Origin of the sequence: Salmonella sp. SAL03688 (assembly GCF_046551895.1) — a bacterium.
Classification (GTDB): Bacteria; Pseudomonadota; Gammaproteobacteria; order Enterobacterales; family Enterobacteriaceae; genus Salmonella; species Salmonella enterica.
This window is the reverse complement of the sequence record NZ_JBGDVI010000003.1, coordinates 213,811-237,540: the sequence shown is the minus strand read 5'-3', so window position 1 is coordinate 237,540 and position 23,730 is coordinate 213,811. Positions and strand designations below refer to the sequence as shown.

Genomic DNA, 23,730 nt, shown 5'->3' with positions numbered 1-23,730 from the left:
CGCCACGATTAGCGGCGGCCCGCCCAGACGACCATCACCGTATCGTCGCCGTACTGGCGTACAAAACCGTACCCGTGTTTTAGCGTCAGCGTGGTTTGTTGGCCTGCGCCGATGGCGGGATGTCTGGCGCGGAACTGGCTAATACGCTGCCAGTGCGCGACGGCTGCGGCTGACTTTCCGCTCACGTCCTGCCAGTTCATATCTGAACGGGTGCCTTGCAGCGGGTCGGAGCCGGTGGGGCCGAAGGGACGAGCGGATTCATCGCCGTAAAAGATCTGCACCGCGCCCGGTGAAAGCAGCAGCAGTTCCGCCGCCTTATCACCGCCCTCACGGAAAAGGCGCGTATCATGCGAGGAGAGGTAACTTAATACGTTGAAATCGTGCATTTTATCCGCCATCTGCTGCCAGACTGGCCCCATTTCCGCCAGGCAATCGACCGCTTTCGCCGCCTGCTCCTGATAATCAAAATTGATCATCGCGTCGAAACCATAGCGATAATAATCACTTTTCATGACGCCGTGGCCCCACGCTTCGCCAGTCATCCAGAACGGGCTATCATCCAGCGCTTTGTCCGGATTGGCCTGCTTCCATTCATGTAACGCCGCGCTGGCCTGGGTTTTTAGCTGTTGCCAGGCAGGAAGCTCAACGTTTTTGGCGGTATCGACCCGGAACCCGTCAATGCCGTAATCATGCACCCACTGGCTTAACCAGTGAGTCAGATAATCCCGTGGCGTATAGCCTTCAATGAACTTTGCTTTAGTATCGGGTTTGTTGGCATAGAACGCGGGTAGACCGGAAGGCGTGGTAGATTCCGTTTTTATATCCGGCAGGAAGGCCAGCGACAGGGTTAAATCGTCAAATCCCGGACTGTCGTAGTCGCCAATATCGGTACGAATCCACTTTTTCCCCCACCATTTTTCCCAGGCGGCGCTGTCGCTGAAGTTGATGTAGTCGTTAAAGCTGTGCCAGCTTTGTCCGGCGGCGGGTCGCCAGTTTGTCCAGCGATCGCCGAGAATTTTTTGCCGTTCCGCGCCGGATAAATAGAGCGCGCCGAACTGATACTCCTGCATATCCGCCAGCGTGGCGTAACCGGCATGATTCATTACTACGTCAAATAAAATACGGATGCCGCGCTGGTGCGCGCCGTCGACCAGCGCGCGGAGATCGGCTTCGCTGCCCATATTGGCATCCAGCGTCGTCCAGTCCTGAGTGTAATAGCCGTGATAGGCGTAATGAGGAAAATCGCCTTTTGTTCCGCCGCCGACCCAGCCGTGGATCTGTTCAAACGGCGAGCTTATCCACAAGGCGTTCACGCCTAATTGCTGTAGATAGTCCAGTTGACTCGTCAACCCGCGCAAATCGCCGCCGTGGAAAGTGCCAATCTCTTGCATACCATCCTTATGGCGACCATAGCTGTGGTCGTTGGTTGCATCGCCATTGCGAAAGCGATCCGTAAGCACAAAATAAACGGTGGCGTTGCGCCAGTTAAAAGGCGCTGATGCATGGGTTTCCGCGCGTTCCAGCAATAAAAGCCCGTGGCTGTCGGCAGGTTGCAGCGTGATTTGCCCGTTTTGGACGGTATCGGTTTGACCACTGTAATAATCGCGCACTACCGTCCCTTCCGGAAAGGTCTGGCGAACATCCAGCGTGAGCGGCGAACCATCCCAGACGGGACACTGGCGGGCGAGCTGCGCGGTGCGTTCAGGTTCAGTTTTTATCGATAACAACAGGGTCGGCGTACCGGAGCGGGTATCTACCGTTATCGTATAGTCGCCATCTTTAAACAAACGCCATTGCGGTGGCGCGCCTTCGCAGGGTTTTAACGACAACATTTGGTTGAGTTTTATGGCGCCGGAGGGCTGCCAGCACTGCTGGTCAATATGGAGCGTTAACGCGCGTGTACCTTTTGTTAATGCAGCATGGCTGGTAAAGCGCCCGGTTTCCTGCGTCGAGAACGTCGGAAAACCGGGTGAGGTCCATGATGAGGCGATCGCGATACCGGGTATCAGCGTCAGAGCGAAGGCGGCAAGTTTCATCACGCTATCCTTTGTGGGCAATATTCATCAGCTTGCCTGGTTTTTAGGCGAATGAACTCCTCCTCAGCAGAGAGTCGCGCAGGAGGAGGCGCGAGGGTGAGCGACGAGGCGCAAAAAAACGCCTCTATTTGCGATAAGCACCACATTTTATTGGCATTATTGCTGCCTGTTATCGTTAATAGTTGACATAGTTTCGGATTAAGACTATTCCCTGAGGTGCTTTTTAAGCCTATTTTTGCTAGAATTTGGGGTTCAAACCTCAACTTCGTGAAAAATAAAAGGTGTTGGAATGTATCAATCCGACCAGGAGACCTAATGATATTGACTCCCATGCGACGATATGGGGCAATGATTCTTATGTTACTCACCATCGCATTTTCGGGTGAGGTGCTGGCAAAGACGCACGCAACACAAACGAGTCAAAAGTCCCACATAACTGAGACAAGTTATAAACAGGTTAGCAGTAAACAAGAGTATTCTCGCAATAGTGCAAAGAGCAGTTCACTTCCTGATTTGCGAAAATACCCTTCCGGAACCCCCAGAAAAAAAGCGTTTCTCCGGACCGTTATGCCTTACATCACCAGCCAAAATGCCGCGATTACCGCGGACCGTAATTGGCTGATCTCAAAACAGTACCAGAACCGCTGGTCGCCGTCTGAACGCGCGCGTATGAAAGATATCGCGAAGCGCTATAAAGTGAGCTGGTCCGGCAACACGCGTCGTATTCCGTGGAATACGTTGCTGGAGCGCGTCGACATTATCCCAACCAGCATGGTGGCGACGATGGCGGCGGCGGAAAGCGGCTGGGGAACCTCTAAACTGGCGCGTAGTAACAATAACCTGTTCGGCATGAAGTGCACGAAAGGGCGTTGTACCAATACGCCGGGTAAGGTGAAAGGTTACTCGCAATTCGCGTCGGTTGAGGAGTCGGTGAGCGCGTATGTCGCCAACCTGAACACGCATCCGGCTTATTCTTCTTTCCGCAAGTCGCGCGCCCAACTGCGTAAGGCGGATCAGGAAGTCACCGCCACGGCGATGATTCATAAGCTGAAGGGTTACTCTACCCAGGGGTCGCGCTATAACAACTACTTGTTCGCGATGTACCAGGACAACCAGCGTCTGATCGCCGCGCATATGTAATTCTGTGTGCCGGATGGCGCTACGCTATCCGGCTTACAAGGCGTCTGTAGGCTGGATAAACTACAACAACGCTTCACTATGCTGGTCGCGATACTCCTTAGGCGTAGTGACGTACTCCTTTTTAAACACCGAATAGAAATATTGCAGCGACGGGTAGCCGCACATTTGCGAAATTTCGTTTATCGCCAACGTGGTAGAAATCAACAAACTACGCGCTTTTTCCAGCTTTTCGGCGTGGATCAGCGCATGTATCGTCTCGCCAACTTCTTCCTTAAAACGTTTTTCCAGGTTTGAACGTGAAATCCCAACCGCGTCCAGCACCTGCTCGACTTTAATGCCCTTACAGGCATGGTTACGAATAAAGTGCATCGCCTGGATAACCGCCGGATCGGTCAGGGAGCGATAGTCTGTCGAGCGGCGCGCAATGACGCGCACCGGCGGCACCAGAATGCGCTGTAACGGCATTTCTTCGCGCGCCAGCAAACGGTGCAGCAGTTTCGCCGCCTGATAGCCCATTTGCCGCGCCCCCTGCGCGACGGAGGAAAGCGCGACGCGCGACAGGTAACGGGTTAACTCTTCGTTATCAATACCGATAACGCAAAGTTTTTCCGGCACCGGAATATGCAGGTGTTCACAGGCCTGCAATACGTGACGGGCGCGGGCATCCGTTACGGCAATGATGCCGGTTTGCGGCGGCAGCGTCTGAAGCCAGTCGGCGAGGCGATTTTGCGCGTGCTGCCAGTTTTCCGGCGCGGTTTCCAGTCCCTGATAGACTACGCCGCGGTATTTTTCCTCGGCGACCAGCTGGCGAAAGGCGTATTCCCGTTCCGCCGCCCAATGTTTGCGGCTGGAGTCGGGCAAACCGTAAAACGCGAAGCGGTTAACGCCTTTTTCTTTTAAATGCAGGAAAGCGCTTTCAACGAGCGCATGATTATCGGTGGCGATGTAATGAACGGCGGGATAATTTTCAGCAAGATGGTAAGAACCGCCGACCCCGACAATGGGTACGTCGACATCGGCTAATAATTGCGCGATATCGTCATCATCGTAATCGGCAATAACGCCGTCGCCTAACCACTCTTTAATGTTATCGATACGGGCACGGAAATCTTCCTCAATAAATATATCCCATTCGGATTGCGAGGCTTGTAAATATTCACCCACCCCCTCCACTACCTGACGGTCATAGGCTTTATTCGCGTTAAATAACAGAGTGATGCGGTGACGTTTATCAAACATGAGGATATATCCTGCAAAAGTGAACCTGGACTCATGGATACTATCAAAACGGCTGACATAACGGTCTGGCGAATGATGACAAATTATTTTGCGCCTGAAACGTTATGCGAAATTCATCACAGCAAACGGCGGATGACAATTGTCATTTCTTATCTATATATTACGGTTTTTTGTTTATTTGCCAGGATTCGATCGCGATCGCTTTTTTCTTCTGTGGTTTTCAGCGTTTTTTTGAGAGCCAGCGCACATTTGGGGATTCTCTTAATAGCGGTGTGAAATAACGTAATTGAGCAATAAATCAGGAAATTCCAGTATGACGTTATGTCGTTTACTTGCCGTCTTATCTGATTATGGAGCTCACTATGCAGGCTTATTTTGACCAACTCGATCGTGTTCGCTATGAAGGCCCTCAATCGACTAACCCGCTGGCATTTCGTCATTACAATCCCGACGAGCTGGTTTTAGGTAAACGTATGGAAGATCACCTGCGTTTCGCGGCCTGTTACTGGCATACCTTCTGCTGGAACGGCGCGGATATGTTTGGTGTAGGCGCGTTTAATCGTCCGTGGCAGCAACCGGGCGAAGCGCTGGAGCTGGCGAAACGCAAAGCGGACGTGGCGTTTGAATTTTTCCACAAACTGAATGTGCCTTTTTATTGCTTCCATGACGTGGATGTGTCGCCGGAAGGCGCGTCGCTGAAAGAATATAAAAACAACTTCGCGCAGATGGTGGATGTGCTGGCGGCGAAACAGGAGCAGAGCGGCGTAAAACTGCTGTGGGGAACGGCGAACTGCTTTACCAACCCGCGCTATGGCGCAGGCGCCGCCACTAACCCGGATCCGGAAGTCTTTAGCTGGGCAGCGACGCAAGTGGTTACGGCAATGAACGCCACGCATAAACTGGGCGGCGAAAATTACGTGCTGTGGGGCGGGCGCGAAGGTTATGAAACGTTGCTGAATACCGATCTGCGCCAGGAACGCGAACAGATTGGCCGCTTTATGCAAATGGTGGTCGAGCACAAACATAAAATGGGTTTCCAGGGCACGCTGCTGATTGAACCGAAACCGCAGGAACCGACAAAACATCAGTATGATTATGACGTTGCAACGGTCTATGGCTTCCTCAAACAGTTCGGCCTGGAAAAAGAGATCAAAGTGAACATTGAGGCGAACCACGCGACGCTGGCGGGCCATTCGTTCCACCATGAAATCGCGACCGCTATCGCGCTGGGTATTTTTGGCTCCGTTGACGCCAACCGCGGCGATGCGCAACTGGGCTGGGATACCGATCAGTTCCCGATTAGCGTTGAAGAGAACGCGCTGGTGATGTACGAAATCCTGAAAGCGGGCGGATTCACAACGGGCGGTCTCAACTTCGACGCCAAAGTTCGTCGCCAGAGCACCGATAAATACGATCTGTTCTACGGTCATATCGGCGCGATGGATACGATGGCGTTGTCGCTGAAAATCGCCGCGCGTATGGTTGAAGACGGCGAGCTGGATAAACGCGTGGCGAAGCGCTATGCCGGCTGGAATGGCGAGCTGGGGCAGCAGATTCTGAAAGGACAACTCTCCTTAGGCGAACTGGCGCAGTATGCGGAGCAGCATAATCTGGCGCCAGTACATCAAAGCGGTCATCAGGAGCTGTTAGAAAATCTGGTTAACCGTTATCTGTTTGATAAATAACCCTATCTACCGGGCGACTCCGCGTTAGCCCGGCCTGTAGTCGTGATTAGCCCGGTAAGCGTAGCGCTGCCGGGCGCTTTCAGTAAAGGAACCCACACTATGTATATCGGGATCGATCTTGGTACATCGGGTGTAAAAGCTATCCTGTTGAATGAGCAGGGCGATGTGCTGGCTACGCATACTGAAAAACTGACCGTATTGCGTCCGCATCCCTTATGGTCGGAGCAGGAACCAGAGCAGTGGTGGCAGGCGACGGATCGTGCGGTTAAAGGTTTAGGTCGGCAACAGTCGTTAAGTGGCGTCCGGGCGTTGGGCATCGCCGGACAAATGCATGGCGCGACATTGCTTGATAGCCGTCAGCAGGTTCTGCGACCAGCGATTTTATGGAATGACGGACGCTGTAGCGAAGAGTGCGCCTGGCTGGAAAAACAGGTGCCGCAGTCGCGTGCGATAACCGGTAATCTGATGATGCCCGGTTTTACCGCGCCCAAATTAGTCTGGGTGCAGCGCCACGAACCGGATATTTTCCGCCAGATAGACAAAGTTCTGCTGCCGAAAGATTTTCTGCGGCTGCGAATGACGGGCGTCTTTGCCAGCGATATGTCGGATGCGGCGGGAACGATGTGGCTGGACGTGAAAAAGCGCGACTGGAGCGACGTTATGCTCAACGCCTGTCATTTAACCCGACAGCAGATGCCAGCGTTATTTGAAGGTAGTGACATTACCGGAACGTTGCTGCCAGAGGTAGCCAGCGCATGGGGAATGCCAGCAGTACCTGTGGTGGCGGGCGGCGGCGACAATGCGGCTGGCGCGGTCGGCGTAGGAATGATCGATGCCGGACAGACGATGCTCTCACTCGGAACATCGGGCGTCTATTTTGCCGTCAGCGACGGCTTTCTGAGTAAACCGGAGAGCGCAGTACACAGTTTTTGCCATGCGCTGCCGGAACGCTGGCATTTAATGTCTGTAATGTTGAGCGCCGCCTCTTGTCTGGACTGGGCGGCTAAACTCACCGGGCAGAAGAACGTCCCGACACTGATTGCCGCCGCGCAGCTGGCGGATGAGCATACCGATCCGATCTGGTTTTTGCCGTACCTGTCCGGCGAGCGCACGCCGCACAATAATCCGCAGGCAAAAGGCGTTTTCTTTGGTTTAACCCATCAGCATGGCCCGGCGGAACTGGCGCGGGCGGTACTGGAAGGCGTGGGATATGCTCTGGCGGATGGCATGGATGTGGTTCACGCCTGCGGCGTCAAACCCGCCAGCGTGACGCTTATCGGCGGCGGGGCGCGCAGCGAATACTGGCGTCAGATGCTATCTGATATTAGCGGGCTACAGCTTGATTATCGTACTGGCGGCGATGTGGGGCCAGCGCTGGGCGCGGCGCGTCTGGCGCAAATTGCGGTGAATAAACAGACTCCGCTCGCCGATGTATTGCCGCAGTTGCCGCTGGAGCAGGCGCATTATCCCGATGTGCAGCGTCATGCGGTTTATCAACAACGTCGTGAAACCTTCCGTCGACTCTATCAGCAGCTGTTGCCGTTGATGTCATAAGTCAGAATGCCTTTCGGTTTTGGCTGAAAGGCATTTCCCGTAAATATTAATTCTATTGAATTATATAGAAGTAAGTATGTGTGTTTTCTGATTTTTATATTATTGCTGGGCAGGCGCCTTTTTCATCGCTATTTCTTCGCTTAATGTGTCTCACACAACCACAAGGAGAGTGAGATGGACGATCACGTTGCACGCAGGAAACGGATATTCGGCCTGGGAATGTTAGTTGTCGGTGCAGTGGTATACCTGGTGGGACTGTGGCCAGGCTGTCATACATTAAGCGAAAAGGGATATTTTTTTGCGGCAATCGTCATGTGTGGTTTTCCAGTCTTAATTCGCCAGGAACACACGGGAAATGGCCGCTTGCTTTCTCGTTGCAAATCTTTGCTGTTGCTTGGCATCGGCATGGTCGCGGTCGGCGTATTTAACCTGGCGTTGGCGGGCGCGCTGAAAATACTGTGTCTGGTGGCGCTGGGGGTCAGTATATATGGAACCGATCTTTACGCTTCCTACAGTGATGATGAATGATGGCCGGAGCCATCATTGTCGTTTAGCTAACCCATTTCCGTTTATCAATACGCTGTAACAGCATGGAAAGTAGCAGGCTTCCTGTCACCGTCGCGGCAAAAACCCACACGATGTCTAACGGCGGCCAACGTTTTAACTCCAGACCATTAGTACGTAGCGCATGGATAATCAGCGCGTGGAAACCATAAATGCCCAACGAGTGGCGGGAGATAAGCCCCAGTCCAGGTAACGTCCGCGCATTCAGCTTATTTTTAACTACCGTGAACAGTGAGACGGCGCAAATAAACACCATGGGACCGCAATACAGATACCAGGTATCGGCAAAATTTCCGCGCCAGCGTAATTCATGCAATGTGCCGCGAGAAATAACAAATACCGCGATGATGAACAGGGCAGCGCAGATAAGCGTCAGCGATGACTTTTGCGTCTCCATCATTCCAATGGCGCGGCCCAGGATACCGTAGAGAATGTAGTAGAACGTGTCGCCGCTGATATACAGATTGATGGGCAACCATTCAACGCCGCCAATTTTTTGCGGCACAGTATTTGGGTTAGCAATAATACCAATGACCACCATCAGCGTCAGGAGCATTTTGCCGCTCACGTTTTTTACCTGGATTAATGGCGATACCAGGTAGATCACCGCAATCGCAAAGAAAAACCACAGGTGGTAAAACACGGGTTTTTGCAGCGCATTTTTTAGCGAAAGCTCGACGTTGATCGAAGTAAAAAGTGAAATGTAAGCCAGGGCGACAACGCTGTAAAAGATAAGGCACAGGGCGATACGTAAAAAATGCCGCGGTTGCGCGCAGCGCTCGCCAAAAAAAAGATAGCCTGAAATCATAAAAAACAGGGGAACGCTAACGCGCGAAGCCGAATTCAGGACATTCGCAATATCCCAGTTTAGCGGGCTGACGCTGTGGGCGTTGGTGATGTACCACGTTGTAGTATGGATCATCACTACCATTAAACAGGCGATCCCTCGCAGGTTATCAATCCAGTTAATTTTAGGCTGCATCAGTTCCTCAGCTTCCGTTTCAATAGAGTTCCAGCGCGGTGGCTCACTGGAAAAATCCGACTTTCTACGCTACATCTTGTGATGGCGTAAGGAGATTCGCACAATGTTTCTGTTACCCACAAACCTTAATAATAAGACTGACCAGCAAACCAGACGGTAATAAAAATGATAATGAAGTATTTCTGTACTGTGATGATAGCCATCGCTCTGGTGGGATGCACAGCGACACCGCCACCGACGCAAAAAGCCCAGCAGAGTAAAGTGAGCCCAACACGCACGCTGGATATGGAAGCATTGTGTAAAGCTCAGGCGGCGCAGCGTTACAACACTGGCGCACAGAAAATTGCTGTTACCGGCTTCGAACAGTTTCAGGGGAGCTATGAGATGCGGGGTAATACCTTCCGTAAAGAGAGTTTTGTCTGCTCTTTTGATGCAGATGGGCAGTTTTTACATCTTTCTATGCGGTAAAAGCCGCGCCTGGTGAGGTGTGATGCCGCGAAATCCGGCAATTTTCGCTAAACAAACCGGTTTCATACTGTATATCTCGCATCCAGCGGGTATACTGGCTCCTTCCTTTAAATCCACACGTATCCAGCACGAAATAATATGCAAAAGTTTGATACCAGGACCTTCCAGGGCTTGATCCTGACCTTACAGGATTACTGGGCTCGCCAGGGCTGCACCATTGTTCAACCATTGGACATGGAAGTCGGCGCGGGAACTTCTCATCCAATGACCTGCCTGCGCGCGCTGGGGCCAGAGCCGATGGCGACTGCCTATGTGCAGCCTTCTCGTCGTCCGACCGATGGCCGCTACGGCGAAAACCCGAACCGCTTACAGCACTACTATCAGTTCCAGGTAGTGATTAAGCCGTCTCCGGACAACATTCAGGAGCTGTACCTCGGTTCTCTGAAAGAGCTGGGTATGGACCCGACCATTCACGACATCCGTTTCGTGGAAGATAACTGGGAGAACCCGACGCTGGGCGCCTGGGGACTCGGCTGGGAAGTGTGGCTGAATGGCATGGAAGTGACGCAGTTCACCTACTTCCAGCAGGTCGGCGGCCTGGAGTGCAAGCCGGTGACCGGTGAAATCACCTACGGTCTGGAACGTCTGGCGATGTATATCCAGGGCGTGGACAGCGTTTACGACCTGGTCTGGAGCGATGGCCCGCTGGGTAAAACCACCTACGGTGACGTGTTCCATCAAAACGAAGTGGAGCAGTCCACCTATAACTTTGAATACGCCGATGTGGATTTCTTATTCACCTGCTTCGAGCAGTATGAGAAAGAAGCCCAGCAGCTACTAGCACTGGAAAACCCGCTGCCGCTGCCGGCCTACGAGCGTATTCTGAAAGCCGCCCATAGCTTCAACCTGCTGGATGCGCGTAAAGCTATCTCCGTCACCGAACGTCAGCGCTACATTTTGCGTATTCGCACCCTGACCAAAGCAGTGGCAGAGGCTTATTATGCTTCCCGTGAAGCCCTCGGCTTCCCGATGTGCAACAAAGACAAGTAAGAGGCGGCCATGTCTGAGAAAACTTTTCTGGTGGAAATCGGCACTGAAGAGCTGCCACCAAAAGCACTGCGCAGTTTGGCTGAGTCCTTTGCTGCGAACTTCACTGCGGAGCTGGATAACGCCGGCCTCGCGCACGGTAACGTTGAATGGTTTGCCGCCCCGCGCCGTCTGGCGCTGAAAGTGGCGAATCTTGCTGAATCTCAGCCCGATCGCGAAGTCGAAAAACGTGGTCCGGCGATTGCTCAGGCGTTTGACGCCGAAGGCAAACCGAGCAAAGCGGCAGAAGGCTGGGCGCGCGGCTGCGGGATCACCGTTGATCAGGCCGAGCGTCTGAAGACCGACAAAGGCGAATGGCTGCTGTATCGTGCCCACGTGAAGGGCGAAAGTACCGAAGCGCTGGTGCCGAACATGGTAGCCACCTCGCTGGCGAAACTACCGATCCCGAAACTGATGCGCTGGGGCGCGTCTGACGTCCACTTCGTGCGTCCGGTGCACACCGTGACTCTGCTGCTGGGCGATAAGGTCATTCCGGCGACTATTCTGGGTATTCAGTCTGACCGCGTCATTCGCGGCCACCGCTTTATGGGTGAGCCGGAGTTCACTATCGACAATGCTGACCAGTACCCGCAAATTCTGCTGGAGCGCGGTAAAGTCATTGCCGACTACGAAGCGCGTAAAGCCAAAATCAAAGCGGACGCCGAAGAAGCGGCACGCAAGATTGGCGGTAATGCCGACCTGAGCGAAAGCCTGCTGGAAGAAGTGGCCTCGCTGGTGGAATGGCCGGTGGTATTGACGGCGAAATTCGAAGAGAAATTCCTCGCCGTGCCTGCCGAAGCGCTGGTGTACACCATGAAGGGCGACCAGAAGTATTTCCCGGTTTATGACAACGCGGGCAAGCTGCTGCCGAACTTTATCTTCGTCGCCAACATCGAATCGAAGGATCCGACCCAGATTATCTCCGGTAACGAGAAAGTGGTGCGTCCGCGTCTGGCAGATGCTGAATTCTTCTTCAATACCGACCGTAAAAAACGTCTGGAAGACCATCTGCCGCGTCTGCAAACCGTGCTGTTCCAGCAACAGCTGGGCACGCTGCGCGACAAGACCGACCGTATTCAGGCGCTGGCGGGCTGGATTGCCGGTCAGATTGGCGCTGACGTCAACCACGCCACTCGCGCGGGCCTGCTCTCCAAGTGCGACCTGATGACCAACATGGTCTTCGAGTTCACCGACACCCAGGGTGTGATGGGGATGCACTACGCGCGTCACGATGGTGAAGCGGAAGATGTCGCTGTGGCGCTGAACGAGCAGTATCAGCCGCGCTTTGCCGGTGATGACCTGCCGTCTAACCCGGTGGCCTGCGCGCTGGCGATCGCCGATAAGATGGACACTCTGGCGGGTATCTTCGGTATTGGTCAGCATCCGAAAGGCGACAAAGACCCGTTTGCGCTGCGTCGTGCCGCGCTGGGCGTGCTGCGTATCATTGTTGAGAAGAACCTCAACCTTGATCTGCAAACGCTGACCGAAGAAGCCGTGCGTCTGTATGGCGACAAGCTGACCAATGCCAACGTAGTCGATGATGTGATCGACTTTATGCTGGGTCGTTTCCGCGCCTGGTATCAGGATGAAGGTTACACCGTCGACACCATCCAGGCGGTACTGGCGCGTCGTCCGACCCGTCCGGCAGATTTCGATGCTCGTATGAAAGCGGTATCGCACTTCCGTACCTTGGAAGAAGCCTCTGCGCTGGCGGCGGCGAACAAGCGCGTCTCCAACATCCTGGCGAAAGCCACTGAGCCGCTGAACGATATCGTCCACGCCTCCGTACTGAAAGAAGCGGCGGAAATTGAGTTGGCCAGACATCTGGTTGTGCTGCGTGATAAGCTTCAGCCGTACTTTGCCGATGGTCGTTATCAGGAAGCGTTGATTGAGCTGGCTGCTCTGCGCGCGCCGGTGGATGAATTCTTCGAAAATGTCATGGTTAACGCGGAAGAGAAAGATATCCGTATCAACCGCCTGACGCTGTTGTCGAAACTACGCGAACTGTTCCTGCAGGTTGCGGATATTTCGTTACTACAATAAGCGTTCAGTTAATTAAAAAAAAACCTGCTTTCGGGCAGGTTTTTTTATTTTTAACGTAATGGTAATTCCGTCAGACAGGTCTGGCTGTCATCTCTGGTGGCAATGGCATGTGACGCCGTTTTACCGTTGTAGCTTACTTCGAGCGTCCCTTCCATATTGCGCGGTAGCCAAACACCGATAAATCCGTTTCGATAGCTTTGCATCTCTTTTTGTACGATGACAGCGCCTTTACTGTCTGTCACTTTTACAGTGAACGGTTTATTCGGCATTTCTCCCTGACAGCCGGAAAGGCTGTGGTTAAAACAGGGGTGTGTCCGCCATTCATAGGGCGCAAAAGAGAGATAGAATTTGTCGCCTAACGGCAGCGTATAAATCTGCTCTCCGTCAGATAATTTGAGTTCGGTACTGGTAATCGACGCGGAGTAAGGCAAAGGACGGCTCTGCGGCGTCTGATCAATCGAATCCACGATCTGCTCAACCGTTTTTCCCGCCAGCCCATGTTGCGCCAGAAAAGCGGATTCTGAGGATGCCGCAAGCGCGGAGCCGCTGGCGCATAAACCCAAAAGTAATAACCATGATGATTTCGACATAACTTCAATTCCTTGTGAACAATCTCCTTACCTACTATAGGGGTTCCCCTAAGGGAAAGGTCAAAGGGACACAGGGTAAAGTAATGCAAAGTTATGCTGGGGGGAGAGGGGGAATTGGAATAAAAAAAATCCCCGCCATCAGGCAGGGATTCAAAATTCTGAGCTTTTTAAGCTTACAGGCTGGTTACGTTGCCAGCTGCCGGGCCTTTAGCGCCGCTTTCGATGGTGAAGGAAACTTTCTGACCTTCGTCCAGAGATTTGTAACCATCGTTCTGAATAGCGGAGAAGTGTACGAACACGTCTTTAGAACCGTCATCAGGAGTAATAAAGCCGAAGCCTTTATCAGCGTTGAACCATTTTACGATACCAGTCATTTTACCGGACATAGTGTATTACCTTTTAAAAAATAAGTGTGCCTTTCGGCGTTATGGCGTGCTTTACAGATTTTTTAAGCGTTAAGGAAATGCGCACTACGAGGGGTATCTAATGGATAACTCTTGAAGGGACTTGCCTTACTAAACTGCTTTAATGGTCTGTACGTCAAACCGTTGAGCACATTAACTCATGTAATGCCGGGCGATGCAACTTTTATTTTACTTTATTTCTCCAGGTCAGGAATCGGGCGGGGAAAACGGTCCTTACGCAGGACCGTTAAAACAGAAAGGGGTAAAAATTACTCCATCAATTGCTTACTTAAGCGTGGGTTCGCCTGTATCAGGCGCATCAATTTGAGCTCTGCTGGCGTGGGTTTTTCGCGTTTCGATTCCCATTCCTGAACCATGGCAACCGTTACGCCCAGCGCTCTGGCGAATTCATCTGTTTTTAGTCCCGTCCCTCTCCGTAACTGTTCAAATTCGGTAAAAGGATTGGGTTTTTGCGTCAGGGTGATCTTTCGCGTTTCATCTTTAAAAACAATTTGTTCCAGGCTGCTCAGCAGCTCAAACATCGGATCTTTATATTCCATTGAGAACTCCTGTAAATCACACAGCGGGATCGTGAAGTGCATCGAAGCCTCTTAAGAATAGTCGGGAAACTTGCGGGTGGGGGGCGACGCGCCGCCAGGAAGCGCTATCGATTCGTTTCGATGCCTTACGCTACGCGACTTTTAGGACGCTAACAATTTGATCCAGGAAGGTATATCCGTCTTTCAGAAAATAATTGTAAAGATTAAAAAAATATTACACTCCCCGCTGGAAAGCTTTCTTGCCGCGTTTTTTATCGCAGTGTCAGGCCAAAAATTAACAATAAAATAACAAATTAAGCATTGATGCAGATAAACATAATTTTCCGCTACAAGATCGCGTGGAAAGGGTATCCTGCAAGCCTGACCTGGACTATCCTTGTAAGCCGTCAGGCACGCAGGTGTCGTTGTGCGCATTTTTGGGTGAAAGGAGTATTAACAATGGCGACAGGTAAGTCCTGCTCTCGCTGGTTTGCGCCTGTTGTGGCGTTATTAATGGTGTTTAGCCTGAGCGGGTGTTTTGATAAAGAAGGCGATCAGCGCAAAGCGTTTGTCGATTTCCTGCAGAATACAGCAATGCGTAGCGGAGAGCGTTTACCAACGCTGACGGCCGATCAGAAAAAACAGTTTGGTCCGTTCGTGTCTGATTACGCGATACTGTATGGCTACTCGCAGCAGGTAAACCAGGCGATGGATTCCGGTCTGCGCCCGGTGGTCGATAGCGTTAACGCCATCCGCGTTCCGCAGGATTATATGACGCAACGTGAGCCGCTGCGGCAGGCAAATGGTTCGTTAGGCGTGCTGGCGCAACAGTTGCAGAATGCAAAACTGCAGGCTGATGCCGCGCATGGCGCGTTAAAGCAGGCCGATGACCTGAAACCTGTGTTTGATCAGGTCTACAAAAAAGTAGTCACCGTGCCGGCAGATGCTTTGCAGCCGCTGATCCCGGCGGCGCAGATCTTTACGCAGCAGTTGGTACAAGTGGGCGATTATATTGCGCAACAGGGCGAGCAGGTGAGCTTCGTCGCGAACGGCATTCAGTTCCCGACCTCACAGCAGGCCAGCCAATATAATGCGCTGATTGGGCCGCTGGCCTCGCAGCATCAGGCGTTTAATCAGGCCTGGACGGCGGCGGTAAACGCGACCCAGTAATGACAGTCTGCCCGATAAGCGCAAGCCAGCGCTTATCGGGCCTGTAGCGTTATCCCGCCGCCTGCGGGTTGACGCAGTTCTTCTCTATTTTTCCCTGCAGCGCATCAATCAAATTATCCACCGCACAGGCCATCATGTTGTAGCGCGTCTCATGCGTTGCCGAGCCAATATGCGGCACCGCGACGACATTAGGCATGTTCAGCAGGGGCGAATCCACGGATAGCGGTTCCTGCTCAAAGACATCCAGACCTGCCGCATATATTTCACCGTTTTGCAGCGCGGCAATCAGCGCGTTTTCATCGACCACCGGGCCGCGTCCGGCATTAATAAAAATAGCGGACGATTTCATTCTGGCAAACTGTGTTGCGCCAAACAGATGTCGCGTTTCTGCCGTTAGCGGCAGGATCACGCAGACAAAATCAGCCTCCTGCAACAGCGTATCCAGATCGCAGTAGCGGGCGTTAAACCGGTCTTCCGCCTCCTGATGCCGCCGACGAGCGTGATAGAGAACCGGCATGGTAAACCCAAAGTGCGCTCGCTGCGCCAGCGCCATCCCGATACGCCCCATCCCAACGATACCGAGTGTTTTGTGATGCACATCGACGCCAAACCACGCCGGGCCAATGCTTTCCGTCCATTCACCCGCTTTAACCCGTTCTGCGACGTCCACCACGCGGCGGGCAGTGGTCAGCATCAACGCCATCACTGTATCGGCAACGGTTTCCGTCAAAACGGCAGGCGTGTGCATCAGGACTATTTTGCGGGCAGTAAGGGCGTCCACTTCGACATTATCGTATCCCACCGAGATGGTCGACGCCGCGCGTAGCGCCGGCATTTTTTCCAGCAGCGCGCGGTTAACGGTTTCGCTGGCGCCCAGAAGGCCTTGCGCGCTGGCAAATGCCTGCGCGTGTCGCGCTACCGTTTCCGGATGCAGGTTCGGTACCTGGGTGACGGTAAAATGCGCCTCCAGGCGATGCAGCAAATCATCAGGCAGGGTTTTGTAGAGAATGATGGACGGCTTCATGCGACTCTCCGTAAATCAAAAGGTAAGCGCGGCATGCGCCAATCGGAACAGGCTTATTATTAACCCGTTTAGCCATCATCGACCAGCCAATTTCCCCGCTGTCGGCAGCCGTGTCGTGGTAAATGATGAATGAATACCGAATGATGCGACGTGTATCCGGTCTGGAGAGGGAATAGTGCAGGCCGGGTAAAGCATGCCGCCTTACCCGGTACTGTCGTTTACTGCAATGGACTCAAGGTAATTTCGACGCGGCGGTTTTGCGCCTTACCTTCTGCCGTACTGTTGCTGGCGATCGGGTTCGCCGGACCCATTCCGCTGGTACGGATACGGCTGGCGTCGACGCCCTGGGTGATCAGCGAACTGGCGACGGAGTCAGCACGCTGCTGCGACAGACGCATATTCAGATCGTGGCTACCGGTACTGTCGGTGTAGCCCACCACATTGACGGCGGTCTTGGGATACTCTTTCAGCACCATCGCCACGCCGGTCAGCGTGTTAGCGCCTGCCGGTTTCAGCGTCGCGCTGCTGCTGTCGAAGGTGACATTATTCGGCATATTCAGAATGATATTATCGCCGCTTCGCGTCACGCTAACGCCTGTGCCCCGCATTTTGTCACGCAGTTTCGCTTCCTGTACGTCCATGTAGTAACCCACGCCGCCGCCCAGCGCCGCGCCAGCCGCCGCGCCAATCAGCGCGCCTTTACCGCGATCTTTTTTGGAGGAGGAGAGTGCGCCGATGCCTGCGCCGACCAGCGATCCAATACCCGCGCCAATGCCGGATTTACCTGCTTCGCGTTCGCCGGTGTAAGGGTTTGTTGTGCAGCCAGATACTGCCAGGGCGCCGCTCACGATGGCAGCAATCACAAATACACGTTTTTTCATCTTAAATCCTTATCACTTTTTTATTTTTACCACAGCGACCGTGGCGGTTGATTATGACGTCTGCACATGAAGAAAATTCCAGGGAAAACTCTGAAATTTGTAAGTAACATTGATCGGCAAAATAAATAATCCCAATAATTCAGGAGCGAACCTTGACCCACGCACCATCGCGTCATTCGGTATTGACCGCCGCACACTGGGGGCCAGTCCGCGTTGAAACCGACGGAGAACGCATTTTTGCCTCGTATGGCGAACTCCCGACGGCACACCAGAACTCCCTGCAAACCGTTGTGCATGACCAGGTGCACAGTAAAACGCGGGTTCGCTTCCCGATGGTGCGTAAAGGGTTCCTGGCTTCCCCCGATAAGCCGCAAGGCATACGCGGGCAGGATGAGTTTGTTCGCGTAAGTTGGGATGACGCGCTGGATCTGATCCACGCTCAGCACAAACGTATTCGCGAAAGTTATGGGCCATCGTCCATCTTCGCCGGCTCCTACGGTTGGCGTTCGAACGGCGTATTGCATAAAGCGGCTACGCTATTGCAGCGTTACATGGCGCTGGCGGGAGGGTATACCGGCCATCTTGGCGATTATTCCACCGGCGCGGCGCAGGCTATCATGCCTTATGTGGTGGGTGGCAACGAGGTTTACCAGCAGCAGACTAGCTGGCCGGTGGTGCTGGAACATAGCGAGGTGGTGGTGCTCTGGAGCGCGAACCCGCTGAATACTCTGAAAATTGCCTGGAACGCCTCGGATGAACAGGGGCTCGACTATTTTGCGGCGCTGCGACAAAGCGGCAAACGCCTGATCTGCATCGATCCGATGCGATCGGAAAGCGTCGACTTTTTTGGCGATAAGATGGAGTGGATCGCCCCACATATGGGCACCGATGTAGCGTTAATGCTGGGGATCGCCCATACGCTGGTGGAAAACGGTTGGCAGGATGAAGCGTTCCTTGCCCGCTGCACGACGGGTTATGACCGCTTCGCCGACTATCTTTTGGGCACGACCGACGGCACGGCCAAAACAGCGGAATGGGCGGCAGAAATTTGCGGCGTTTCTGCGGTGAAAATCCGCGAACTGGCGGAAATATTTCATCATAACACCACCATGTTGATGGCCGGTTGGGGAATGCAGCGTCAGCAGTTCGGCGAGCAAAAGCACTGGATGATCGTTACGCTGGCCGCAATGCTGGGGCAAATTGGTACGCCTGGCGGCGGGTTTGGTTTTTCTTATCATTTTGCTAACGGCGGAAATCCGACGCGCCGCGCCGCCGTGTTAGCCTCGATGCAGGGAAGCATCCCTGGCGGGGTCGATGCGGTAGATAAAATACCGGTGGCGCGTATTGTCGAGGCGCTGGAAAACCCCGGTGGGTTTTACCAACACAATGGAATGGATCGCCGCTTCCCGGATATTCGTTTTATCTGGTGGGCGGGCGGCGCGAACTTTACTCATCATCAGGATACCAACCGTCTGATTCGCGCGTGGCAAAAACCGGAACTGGTCGTTATCTCGGAATGTTTCTGGACGGCCGCCGCGAAACACGCGGATATTGTTCTGCCTGCGACCACCAGCTATGAGCGTAACGATTTAACCATGACCGGCGACTATAGCAATCAGCATTTGGCGCCGATGAAGCAGGTCGTGTCGCCCCGGTGGGAGGCGCGGAATGATTTTGACGTTTTTGCTGAACTGAGCGAACGGTGGGAAGCCGGTGGTTACGCTCGGTTCACCGAAGGAAAAAGCGAGTTGGCGTGGCTGGAGACTTTCTACAATATTGCCGCCCAGCGTGGCGCCAGCCAGGGGGTGACGCTGCCGCCGTTTGCCGCATTCTGGCAGGCTAACCGTTTACTGGAGATGCCGGAAAATCCCGCCAACGCGCAGTTTGTGCGCTTCGCGGATTTTCGCCGCGATCCTGATAACCATCCGCTAAAAACGGCCAGCGGCAAAATCGAAATCTATTCTACGCGCATTGCCAGCTATGGTTACGCGGATTGTCCCGGTCATCCGATGTGGCTGGTGCCGGATGAGTGGCACGGGAACGCCGATGCGGGGCAGGTTCAGCTACTTTCCGCGCATCCGGCGCACCGTCTGCATAGCCAGCTCAACTACAGTTCATTACGGGAGCGGTATGCGGTAGCCGGACGCGAACCGGTGACGATTCATCCGCAGGATGCGACAACGCGCGGAATCGTCGATGGCGATACGGTACGCGTCTGGAATCATCGCGGGCAGGTTCTGGCGGGCGCGGTCGTTACCGACGGAATTCGGCCTGGCGTTATCTGTATTCACGAAGGCGCATGGCCGGACCCTGAACCTACCGCAGGCGGCATATGCAAAAACGGCGCGGTAAACGTCCTGACAAAAGATCTTCCCAGTTCCCGGCTGGGGAACGGTTGTGCGGGCAACACCGCGCTGGTCTGGTTTGAGAAATATACCGGCCCGGCGCTACCGCTTACGGCGTTTGATCCGCCTGCCAACTCATAATCCAGGTGGGGTGGGCGGTATCCTCCTGCCAGGCGCTATCTTCAATACGAAAACCAAGCGCATGGTAGAAGTTTACGGCGGATTGATTTTTCTGGTAAACCTCAAGGCTCAGCAGAGGAAAACGTTGCTGGACATATTCCAGAAGCGCTTTGCCAATGCCGTGTCTTAACGCGTCGGGGGCGACAAACAGCGCCCCGACAAAACGGGCTTCCAGTACGCTGACGAAGCCTTTCAGTTGTCCATTTTCCTCCCATACCCAGGTTTGCGCGGCGGGTAAATAGACGTCGCGTACAATTGCTTCGCTCTCGTGCCAGTAACGTTCTTCGATAAAGGGATGGGCATAAATGGTACTTTTCATCCACAGCGCCAGAATAGACGCCATGTCTTCACTCTGGGATTTGCGAATCATGTTTTTCTCCCGGATGGCAAAAACAGCCGGTAATATGGTCGTTGACCAGTCCGCACGCCTGCATAAAGGAGTAACAGATAGTCGTACCGACAAACTTGAAACCGCGTTTTTTCAATGCCTTAGCAAGCGCATCGGACGCAGGTGTTGAGGTGGGGATCTTATCCAGGCTGGCCGCCTGGGTGATCTGCGGCTGGCCATCAACGAATGACCAGACAAAATCGGCGAAAGACTCGCCGTTTTGCTCCATCGCAAGCCAGGCGCGGGCGTTACTGATAATGGCCTGAATTTTACCGCGATGTCGTATGATGCCCGTATTTTGCAGCAGGTGTTCAACCTCCTCCTCCTGCATAGCTGCGATGCGTACCGGGTCAAACTGATGAAAACAGGCGCGATAGTTCTCTCTCTTTTTAAGCACGGTGATCCAGGATAAACCGGCCTGTTGACCTTCAAGACAGATCATTTCAAACAGCTTTCTGCTATCGGTTTCCGGTACGCCCCACTCGTTATCATGATAGGCAATATAAAGGGGGTCCTGGCTGACCCAGTCGCAACGCTGCATAGACTTCCTCGTTATTGTGGTTACCGCGAAAATTTCCTTCAACCCGCTTGACGGGCTCGCTAAAAGGACAATAGTTAATACAGGGCTGATGCCCGACATCCTTCATTCAATGACAATAATATCGCCGAATTCGGCTCTACTCTGGAGTCGCGTTGATGATTGTAAGAAAACGCCGTGGTCGCCGGACATTGCGTTGTCTGGCGGGCCTTATGGCCTGCTCGTTTTTTATCAATACCACGTATGCCTGGCAACAAGAATATATCGCTGAAGCGGCTCCGGGGCATACGACGGAACGCTATACCTGGGACAGCGATCACCAACCGAATTACAACGACATACTGGCCGAACGTATTCAGTCTACGCAAAATACGGTGGGGCTGGTGCTTAGCCTGGCGGATGAAACCCCGCTTGATGCGACCAGCGGTATCATTATGGGCTGGAATTTTCCGCTTTCCCGACGCGTGACCACTGGGCCGGTCGCGGCGCTGCATTACGACGGTTCGACGTCATCAATGTATAACGAATATGGCGATAGCGCGACGACATTAGCGCTTACCGATCCGTTATGGCATGCCAGCGTCAGTACATTAGGCTGGCGGGTAAACTCGCAGTTCGGCGATGTCCGTCCCTGGGCGCAAATCAGCTATAACCAACAGTTTGGGGAAAATATCTGGAAAGCGCAGTCCGGGTTGAGTCGTATGACCGCAGGAAATCAGGCGGGAAACTGGCTGGATGTCACCGTAGGCGCGGACGTGTTACTTAACCCGCACATGGCGGCGTATGCGGCGTTTTCCCAGGCGGAAAACAGCGCTACGGATAGTGATTATTTGTATACCCTGGGGGTGAGCGCCAGGTTTTAACAGGATAAACCGCCACCAGGACTTATTAGAAGTTCAGCTAATACCCTGTCTATATATTTACAAAAATATATAGGTCAATCACATTCTCTATAGACACTTTTTGCGCTTCCTGTGGTCTACTTAGCCGCGCTGGTAGACTTTCTCACATCTGCGTTAGCCGCATATTTACCTGTTTGATTACAGAATCGTTGTACAGGTCGTTTTTATCCCGATTCCCAGGGTTTGTTTGCATGAGATACATTAAATCGATGACGCAACAGAAACTTAGTTTCTTGCTTGCGCTCTATATCGGTCTGTTTATGAATTGCGCCGTGTTTTACCGCCGTTTCGGCAGTTATGCGCAAGAATTTACCATTTGGAAAGGCCTTTCCGCGGTTGTCGAACTTGGCGCCACGGTGCTGGTCACTTTCTTCTTACTTCGTCTTCTTTCACTGTTTGGCCGACGCGTCTGGCGCGTGCTGGCCACGCTGGTGGTGCTGTTTTCCGCTGGCGCCAGTTATTACATGACCTTCCTGAACGTGGTGATTGGCTACGGCATTATTGCGTCTGTTATGACCACCGATATCGATCTCTCGAAAGAGGTGGTGGGGCTGCACTTCGTATTGTGGCTGATTGCCGTGAGCGTGCTTCCGCTCATCTTTATCTGGAGTAACCACTGTCGCTACACGTTGTTGCGCCAGCTACGTACGCCGGGGCAGCGTTTTCGCAGCGCCGCTGTAGTGGTACTCGCAGGCGTAATGGTGTGGGCGCCTATCCGCCTGCTGGATATACAGCAAAAAAAGGTTGAACGGGCGACAGGTATCGACTTACCCAGCTATGGCGGCGTGGTGGCGAACTCCTATCTGCCTTCAAACTGGTTATCTGCGTTAGGGCTGTATGCCTGGGCGCAGGTAGATGAGTCGTCGGACAATAATTCGTTAATAAACCCGGCCAGGAAATTTACCTATGTTGCGCCGAAGGATGGGGATGACACCTACGTTGTTTTCATTATCGGTGAGACGACCCGTTGGGATCACATGGGGATTTTCGGCTACGAGCGTAATACCACGCCGAAGCTGGCGCAGGAAAAAAATCTGGCGGCGTTCCGCGGCTATTCTTGCGATACCGCGACGAAGCTTTCTTTACGCTGTATGTTTGTACGGGAAGGCGGGGCGGATAATAACCCGCAGCGTACCTTAAAAGAGCAGAATGTTTTTGCCGTACTCAAACAGCTCGGATTCAGTTCCGATCTGTACGCCATGCAGAGCGAGATGTGGTTCTATAGCAATACCATGGCGGATAATATCTCCTACCGCGAGCAGATCGGCGCCGAGCCGCGTAACCGCGGTAAAACGGTTGATGACATGCTGTTGATTGATGAGATGCAGAACTCGCTTGCCCAGAACCCGGAGGGTAAGCATCTGATTATCCTGCATACTAAGGGGTCGCATTTTAACTATACGCAACGTTATCCGCGCAGCTACGCTCAGTGGAAGCCCGAATGTATTGGGGTCGATAGCGGCTGCACGAAAGCGCAGATGATCAACTCTTACGATAACTCCGTGACCTATGTGGATCACTTTATTACCAGTGTGTTCGATCAGCTGCGTGATAAAAAAGCGATTGTGTTCTACGCGGCTGACCACGGCGAGTCGATTAACGAACGCGAACATTTGCACGGTACGCCGCGCAATATGGCGCCGCCGGAGCAATTCCGTGTTCCGATGCTGGTATGGATGTCGGATAAATATCTTGCCAGACCGCAACATGCGCAGATGTTCGCTCACCTGAAACAACAGGCGGAGATCAAAGTGCCGCGTCGTCATGTGGAGCTGTACGATACGATAATGGGCTGCCTGGGGTATACATCGCCGGATGGCGGCATTAACCAGAACAACAACTGGTGCCATATTCCCGATGCGCAGAAAGTCGCCGCGAAGTAGGTTGTCTGCCGACTTTCTCGCCGATTGAATTGTATTTTGCGACTAAGGGATTGACGGGCGTGCGCCTGAGCAGTAAGATGCGCCCGCAT

At 53.3% G+C, this 23,730-nt stretch carries 21 protein-coding genes; 11 read left to right on the top strand and 10 right to left on the bottom strand.

Annotated features, from left to right (window positions below):
- Positions 1–8: 8 nt before the first annotated feature.
- On the bottom strand, positions 9–2,036 hold the full coding sequence (locus ACLJR2_RS04545) for an alpha-amylase (RefSeq protein ID WP_000761299.1): 2,028 nt from the start codon (positions 2,034–2,036) through the stop codon (positions 9–11).
- A 315-nt stretch (positions 2,037–2,351) separates the two neighbouring features.
- Here ACLJR2_RS04545 and ACLJR2_RS04540 point away from each other — a divergent pair, with 315 nt between their 5' ends.
- Entirely contained in the window at positions 2,352–3,176 is an 825-nt protein-coding gene (locus ACLJR2_RS04540) for a protein bax (RefSeq protein WP_001575119.1), read from the top strand.
- Between the two features lie 60 nt (positions 3,177–3,236).
- On the opposite strand, the gene xylR is transcribed toward ACLJR2_RS04540, so the two are convergent.
- The gene (xylR, locus tag ACLJR2_RS04535) at positions 3,237–4,415 is read right to left on the bottom strand and encodes a D-xylose utilization transcriptional activator XylR (protein WP_000459824.1); all 1,179 of its coding nucleotides are present in this window, start codon (positions 4,413–4,415) and stop codon (positions 3,237–3,239) included.
- A 362-nt stretch (positions 4,416–4,777) separates the two neighbouring features.
- On the opposite strand from xylR, the gene xylA reads away from it, so the two are divergent.
- The 3 genes from xylA to ACLJR2_RS04520 all read left to right on the top strand — a co-directional run bounded on the left by xylA (position 4,778) and on the right by ACLJR2_RS04520 (position 8,182).
- The gene (xylA, locus tag ACLJR2_RS04530; protein ID WP_001149561.1) at positions 4,778–6,100 is read left to right on the top strand and encodes a xylose isomerase; all 1,323 of its coding nucleotides are present in this window, start codon (positions 4,778–4,780) and stop codon (positions 6,098–6,100) included.
- A 99-nt stretch (positions 6,101–6,199) separates the two neighbouring features.
- Positions 6,200–7,654, top strand: coding sequence for a xylulokinase (gene xylB / locus ACLJR2_RS04525; RefSeq protein ID WP_000275307.1), 1,455 nt, complete (start codon positions 6,200–6,202; stop codon positions 7,652–7,654).
- Between the two features lie 174 nt (positions 7,655–7,828).
- Positions 7,829–8,182, top strand: a complete 354-nt coding sequence (locus ACLJR2_RS04520) for a YiaA/YiaB family protein (protein ID WP_000340935.1) — start codon at positions 7,829–7,831, stop codon at positions 8,180–8,182.
- Positions 8,183–8,204: 22 nt separating this feature from the next.
- Here the strand turns inward: ACLJR2_RS04520 and ACLJR2_RS04515 are convergent, their stop codons facing one another.
- Entirely contained in the window at positions 8,205–9,200 is a 996-nt protein-coding gene (locus ACLJR2_RS04515) for an acyltransferase (protein WP_001182574.1), read from the bottom strand.
- A gap of 165 nt (positions 9,201–9,365) precedes the next feature.
- Between ACLJR2_RS04515 and ACLJR2_RS04510 the strand changes: the two genes are divergently transcribed.
- The 3 genes from ACLJR2_RS04510 to glyS all read left to right on the top strand — a co-directional run bounded on the left by ACLJR2_RS04510 (position 9,366) and on the right by glyS (position 12,797).
- Positions 9,366–9,668, top strand: a complete 303-nt coding sequence (locus ACLJR2_RS04510; protein ID WP_000605592.1) for a YsaB family lipoprotein — start codon at positions 9,366–9,368, stop codon at positions 9,666–9,668.
- A gap of 138 nt (positions 9,669–9,806) precedes the next feature.
- Positions 9,807–10,718: a glycine--tRNA ligase subunit alpha gene (gene glyQ / locus ACLJR2_RS04505; RefSeq protein ID WP_001168551.1), complete on the top strand. Its 912-nt coding sequence runs from the start codon at positions 9,807–9,809 to the stop codon at positions 10,716–10,718.
- 9 nt (positions 10,719–10,727) lie between these two features.
- Positions 10,728–12,797: a glycine--tRNA ligase subunit beta gene (gene glyS / locus ACLJR2_RS04500; protein ID WP_001291739.1), complete on the top strand. Its 2,070-nt coding sequence runs from the start codon at positions 10,728–10,730 to the stop codon at positions 12,795–12,797.
- 50 nt (positions 12,798–12,847) lie between these two features.
- On the opposite strand, the gene cueP is transcribed toward glyS, so the two are convergent.
- From cueP to ACLJR2_RS04485, 3 genes are all read right to left on the bottom strand, one after another.
- Entirely contained in the window at positions 12,848–13,387 is a 540-nt protein-coding gene (cueP, locus tag ACLJR2_RS04495; RefSeq protein ID WP_000047141.1) for a copper-binding periplasmic metallochaperone CueP, read from the bottom strand.
- Between the two features lie 173 nt (positions 13,388–13,560).
- The gene (gene cspA / locus ACLJR2_RS04490) at positions 13,561–13,773 is read right to left on the bottom strand and encodes an RNA chaperone/antiterminator CspA (protein ID WP_000014594.1); all 213 of its coding nucleotides are present in this window, start codon (positions 13,771–13,773) and stop codon (positions 13,561–13,563) included.
- A gap of 287 nt (positions 13,774–14,060) precedes the next feature.
- On the bottom strand, positions 14,061–14,351 hold the full coding sequence (locus ACLJR2_RS04485; protein ID WP_000455790.1) for an HTH-type transcriptional regulator: 291 nt from the start codon (positions 14,349–14,351) through the stop codon (positions 14,061–14,063).
- Positions 14,352–14,789: 438 nt separating this feature from the next.
- On the opposite strand from ACLJR2_RS04485, the gene ACLJR2_RS04480 reads away from it, so the two are divergent.
- Complete coding sequence (locus ACLJR2_RS04480; RefSeq protein WP_000190524.1) at positions 14,790–15,500, top strand: DUF3053 domain-containing protein; 711 nt, start codon at positions 14,790–14,792, stop codon at positions 15,498–15,500.
- 49 nt (positions 15,501–15,549) lie between these two features.
- Here ACLJR2_RS04480 and ghrB read toward each other — a convergent pair whose 3' ends face one another.
- Together ghrB and ACLJR2_RS04470 are read right to left on the bottom strand one after the other, a co-directional pair.
- On the bottom strand, positions 15,550–16,524 hold the full coding sequence (gene ghrB, locus ACLJR2_RS04475; protein ID WP_000804682.1) for a glyoxylate/hydroxypyruvate reductase GhrB: 975 nt from the start codon (positions 16,522–16,524) through the stop codon (positions 15,550–15,552).
- 218 nt (positions 16,525–16,742) lie between these two features.
- A complete protein-coding gene (locus ACLJR2_RS04470) occupies positions 16,743–17,405 on the bottom strand; it encodes an OmpA family lipoprotein (protein WP_000747548.1) in 663 nt (220 codons plus the stop codon).
- Between the two features lie 152 nt (positions 17,406–17,557).
- On the opposite strand from ACLJR2_RS04470, the gene ACLJR2_RS04465 reads away from it, so the two are divergent.
- On the top strand, positions 17,558–19,891 hold the full coding sequence (locus tag ACLJR2_RS04465) for a molybdopterin guanine dinucleotide-containing S/N-oxide reductase (protein WP_000148456.1): 2,334 nt from the start codon (positions 17,558–17,560) through the stop codon (positions 19,889–19,891).
- On the opposite strand, the gene ACLJR2_RS04460 is transcribed toward ACLJR2_RS04465, so the two are convergent.
- A complete protein-coding gene (locus tag ACLJR2_RS04460; RefSeq protein ID WP_000619902.1) occupies positions 19,860–20,300 on the bottom strand; it encodes an N-acetyltransferase in 441 nt (146 codons plus the stop codon). The genes ACLJR2_RS04465 and ACLJR2_RS04460 overlap by 32 nt on opposite strands.
- Positions 20,278–20,859 carry a DNA-3-methyladenine glycosylase I gene (gene tag / locus ACLJR2_RS04455; protein WP_001188419.1) on the bottom strand — a complete coding sequence of 194 codons (582 nt, stop codon included), beginning with the start codon at positions 20,857–20,859 and terminating at the stop codon, positions 20,278–20,280. The genes ACLJR2_RS04460 and tag overlap by 23 nt, the downstream gene beginning before the upstream one ends.
- A gap of 155 nt (positions 20,860–21,014) precedes the next feature.
- Between tag and ACLJR2_RS04450 the strand changes: the two genes are divergently transcribed.
- Together ACLJR2_RS04450 and eptB are read left to right on the top strand one after the other, a co-directional pair.
- On the top strand, positions 21,015–21,719 hold the full coding sequence (locus ACLJR2_RS04450; RefSeq protein WP_000637069.1) for an autotransporter outer membrane beta-barrel domain-containing protein: 705 nt from the start codon (positions 21,015–21,017) through the stop codon (positions 21,717–21,719).
- A gap of 230 nt (positions 21,720–21,949) precedes the next feature.
- The gene (gene eptB / locus ACLJR2_RS04445; RefSeq protein ID WP_001269255.1) at positions 21,950–23,641 is read left to right on the top strand and encodes a kdo(2)-lipid A phosphoethanolamine 7''-transferase; all 1,692 of its coding nucleotides are present in this window, start codon (positions 21,950–21,952) and stop codon (positions 23,639–23,641) included.
- Positions 23,642–23,730 lie beyond the last annotated feature (89 nt).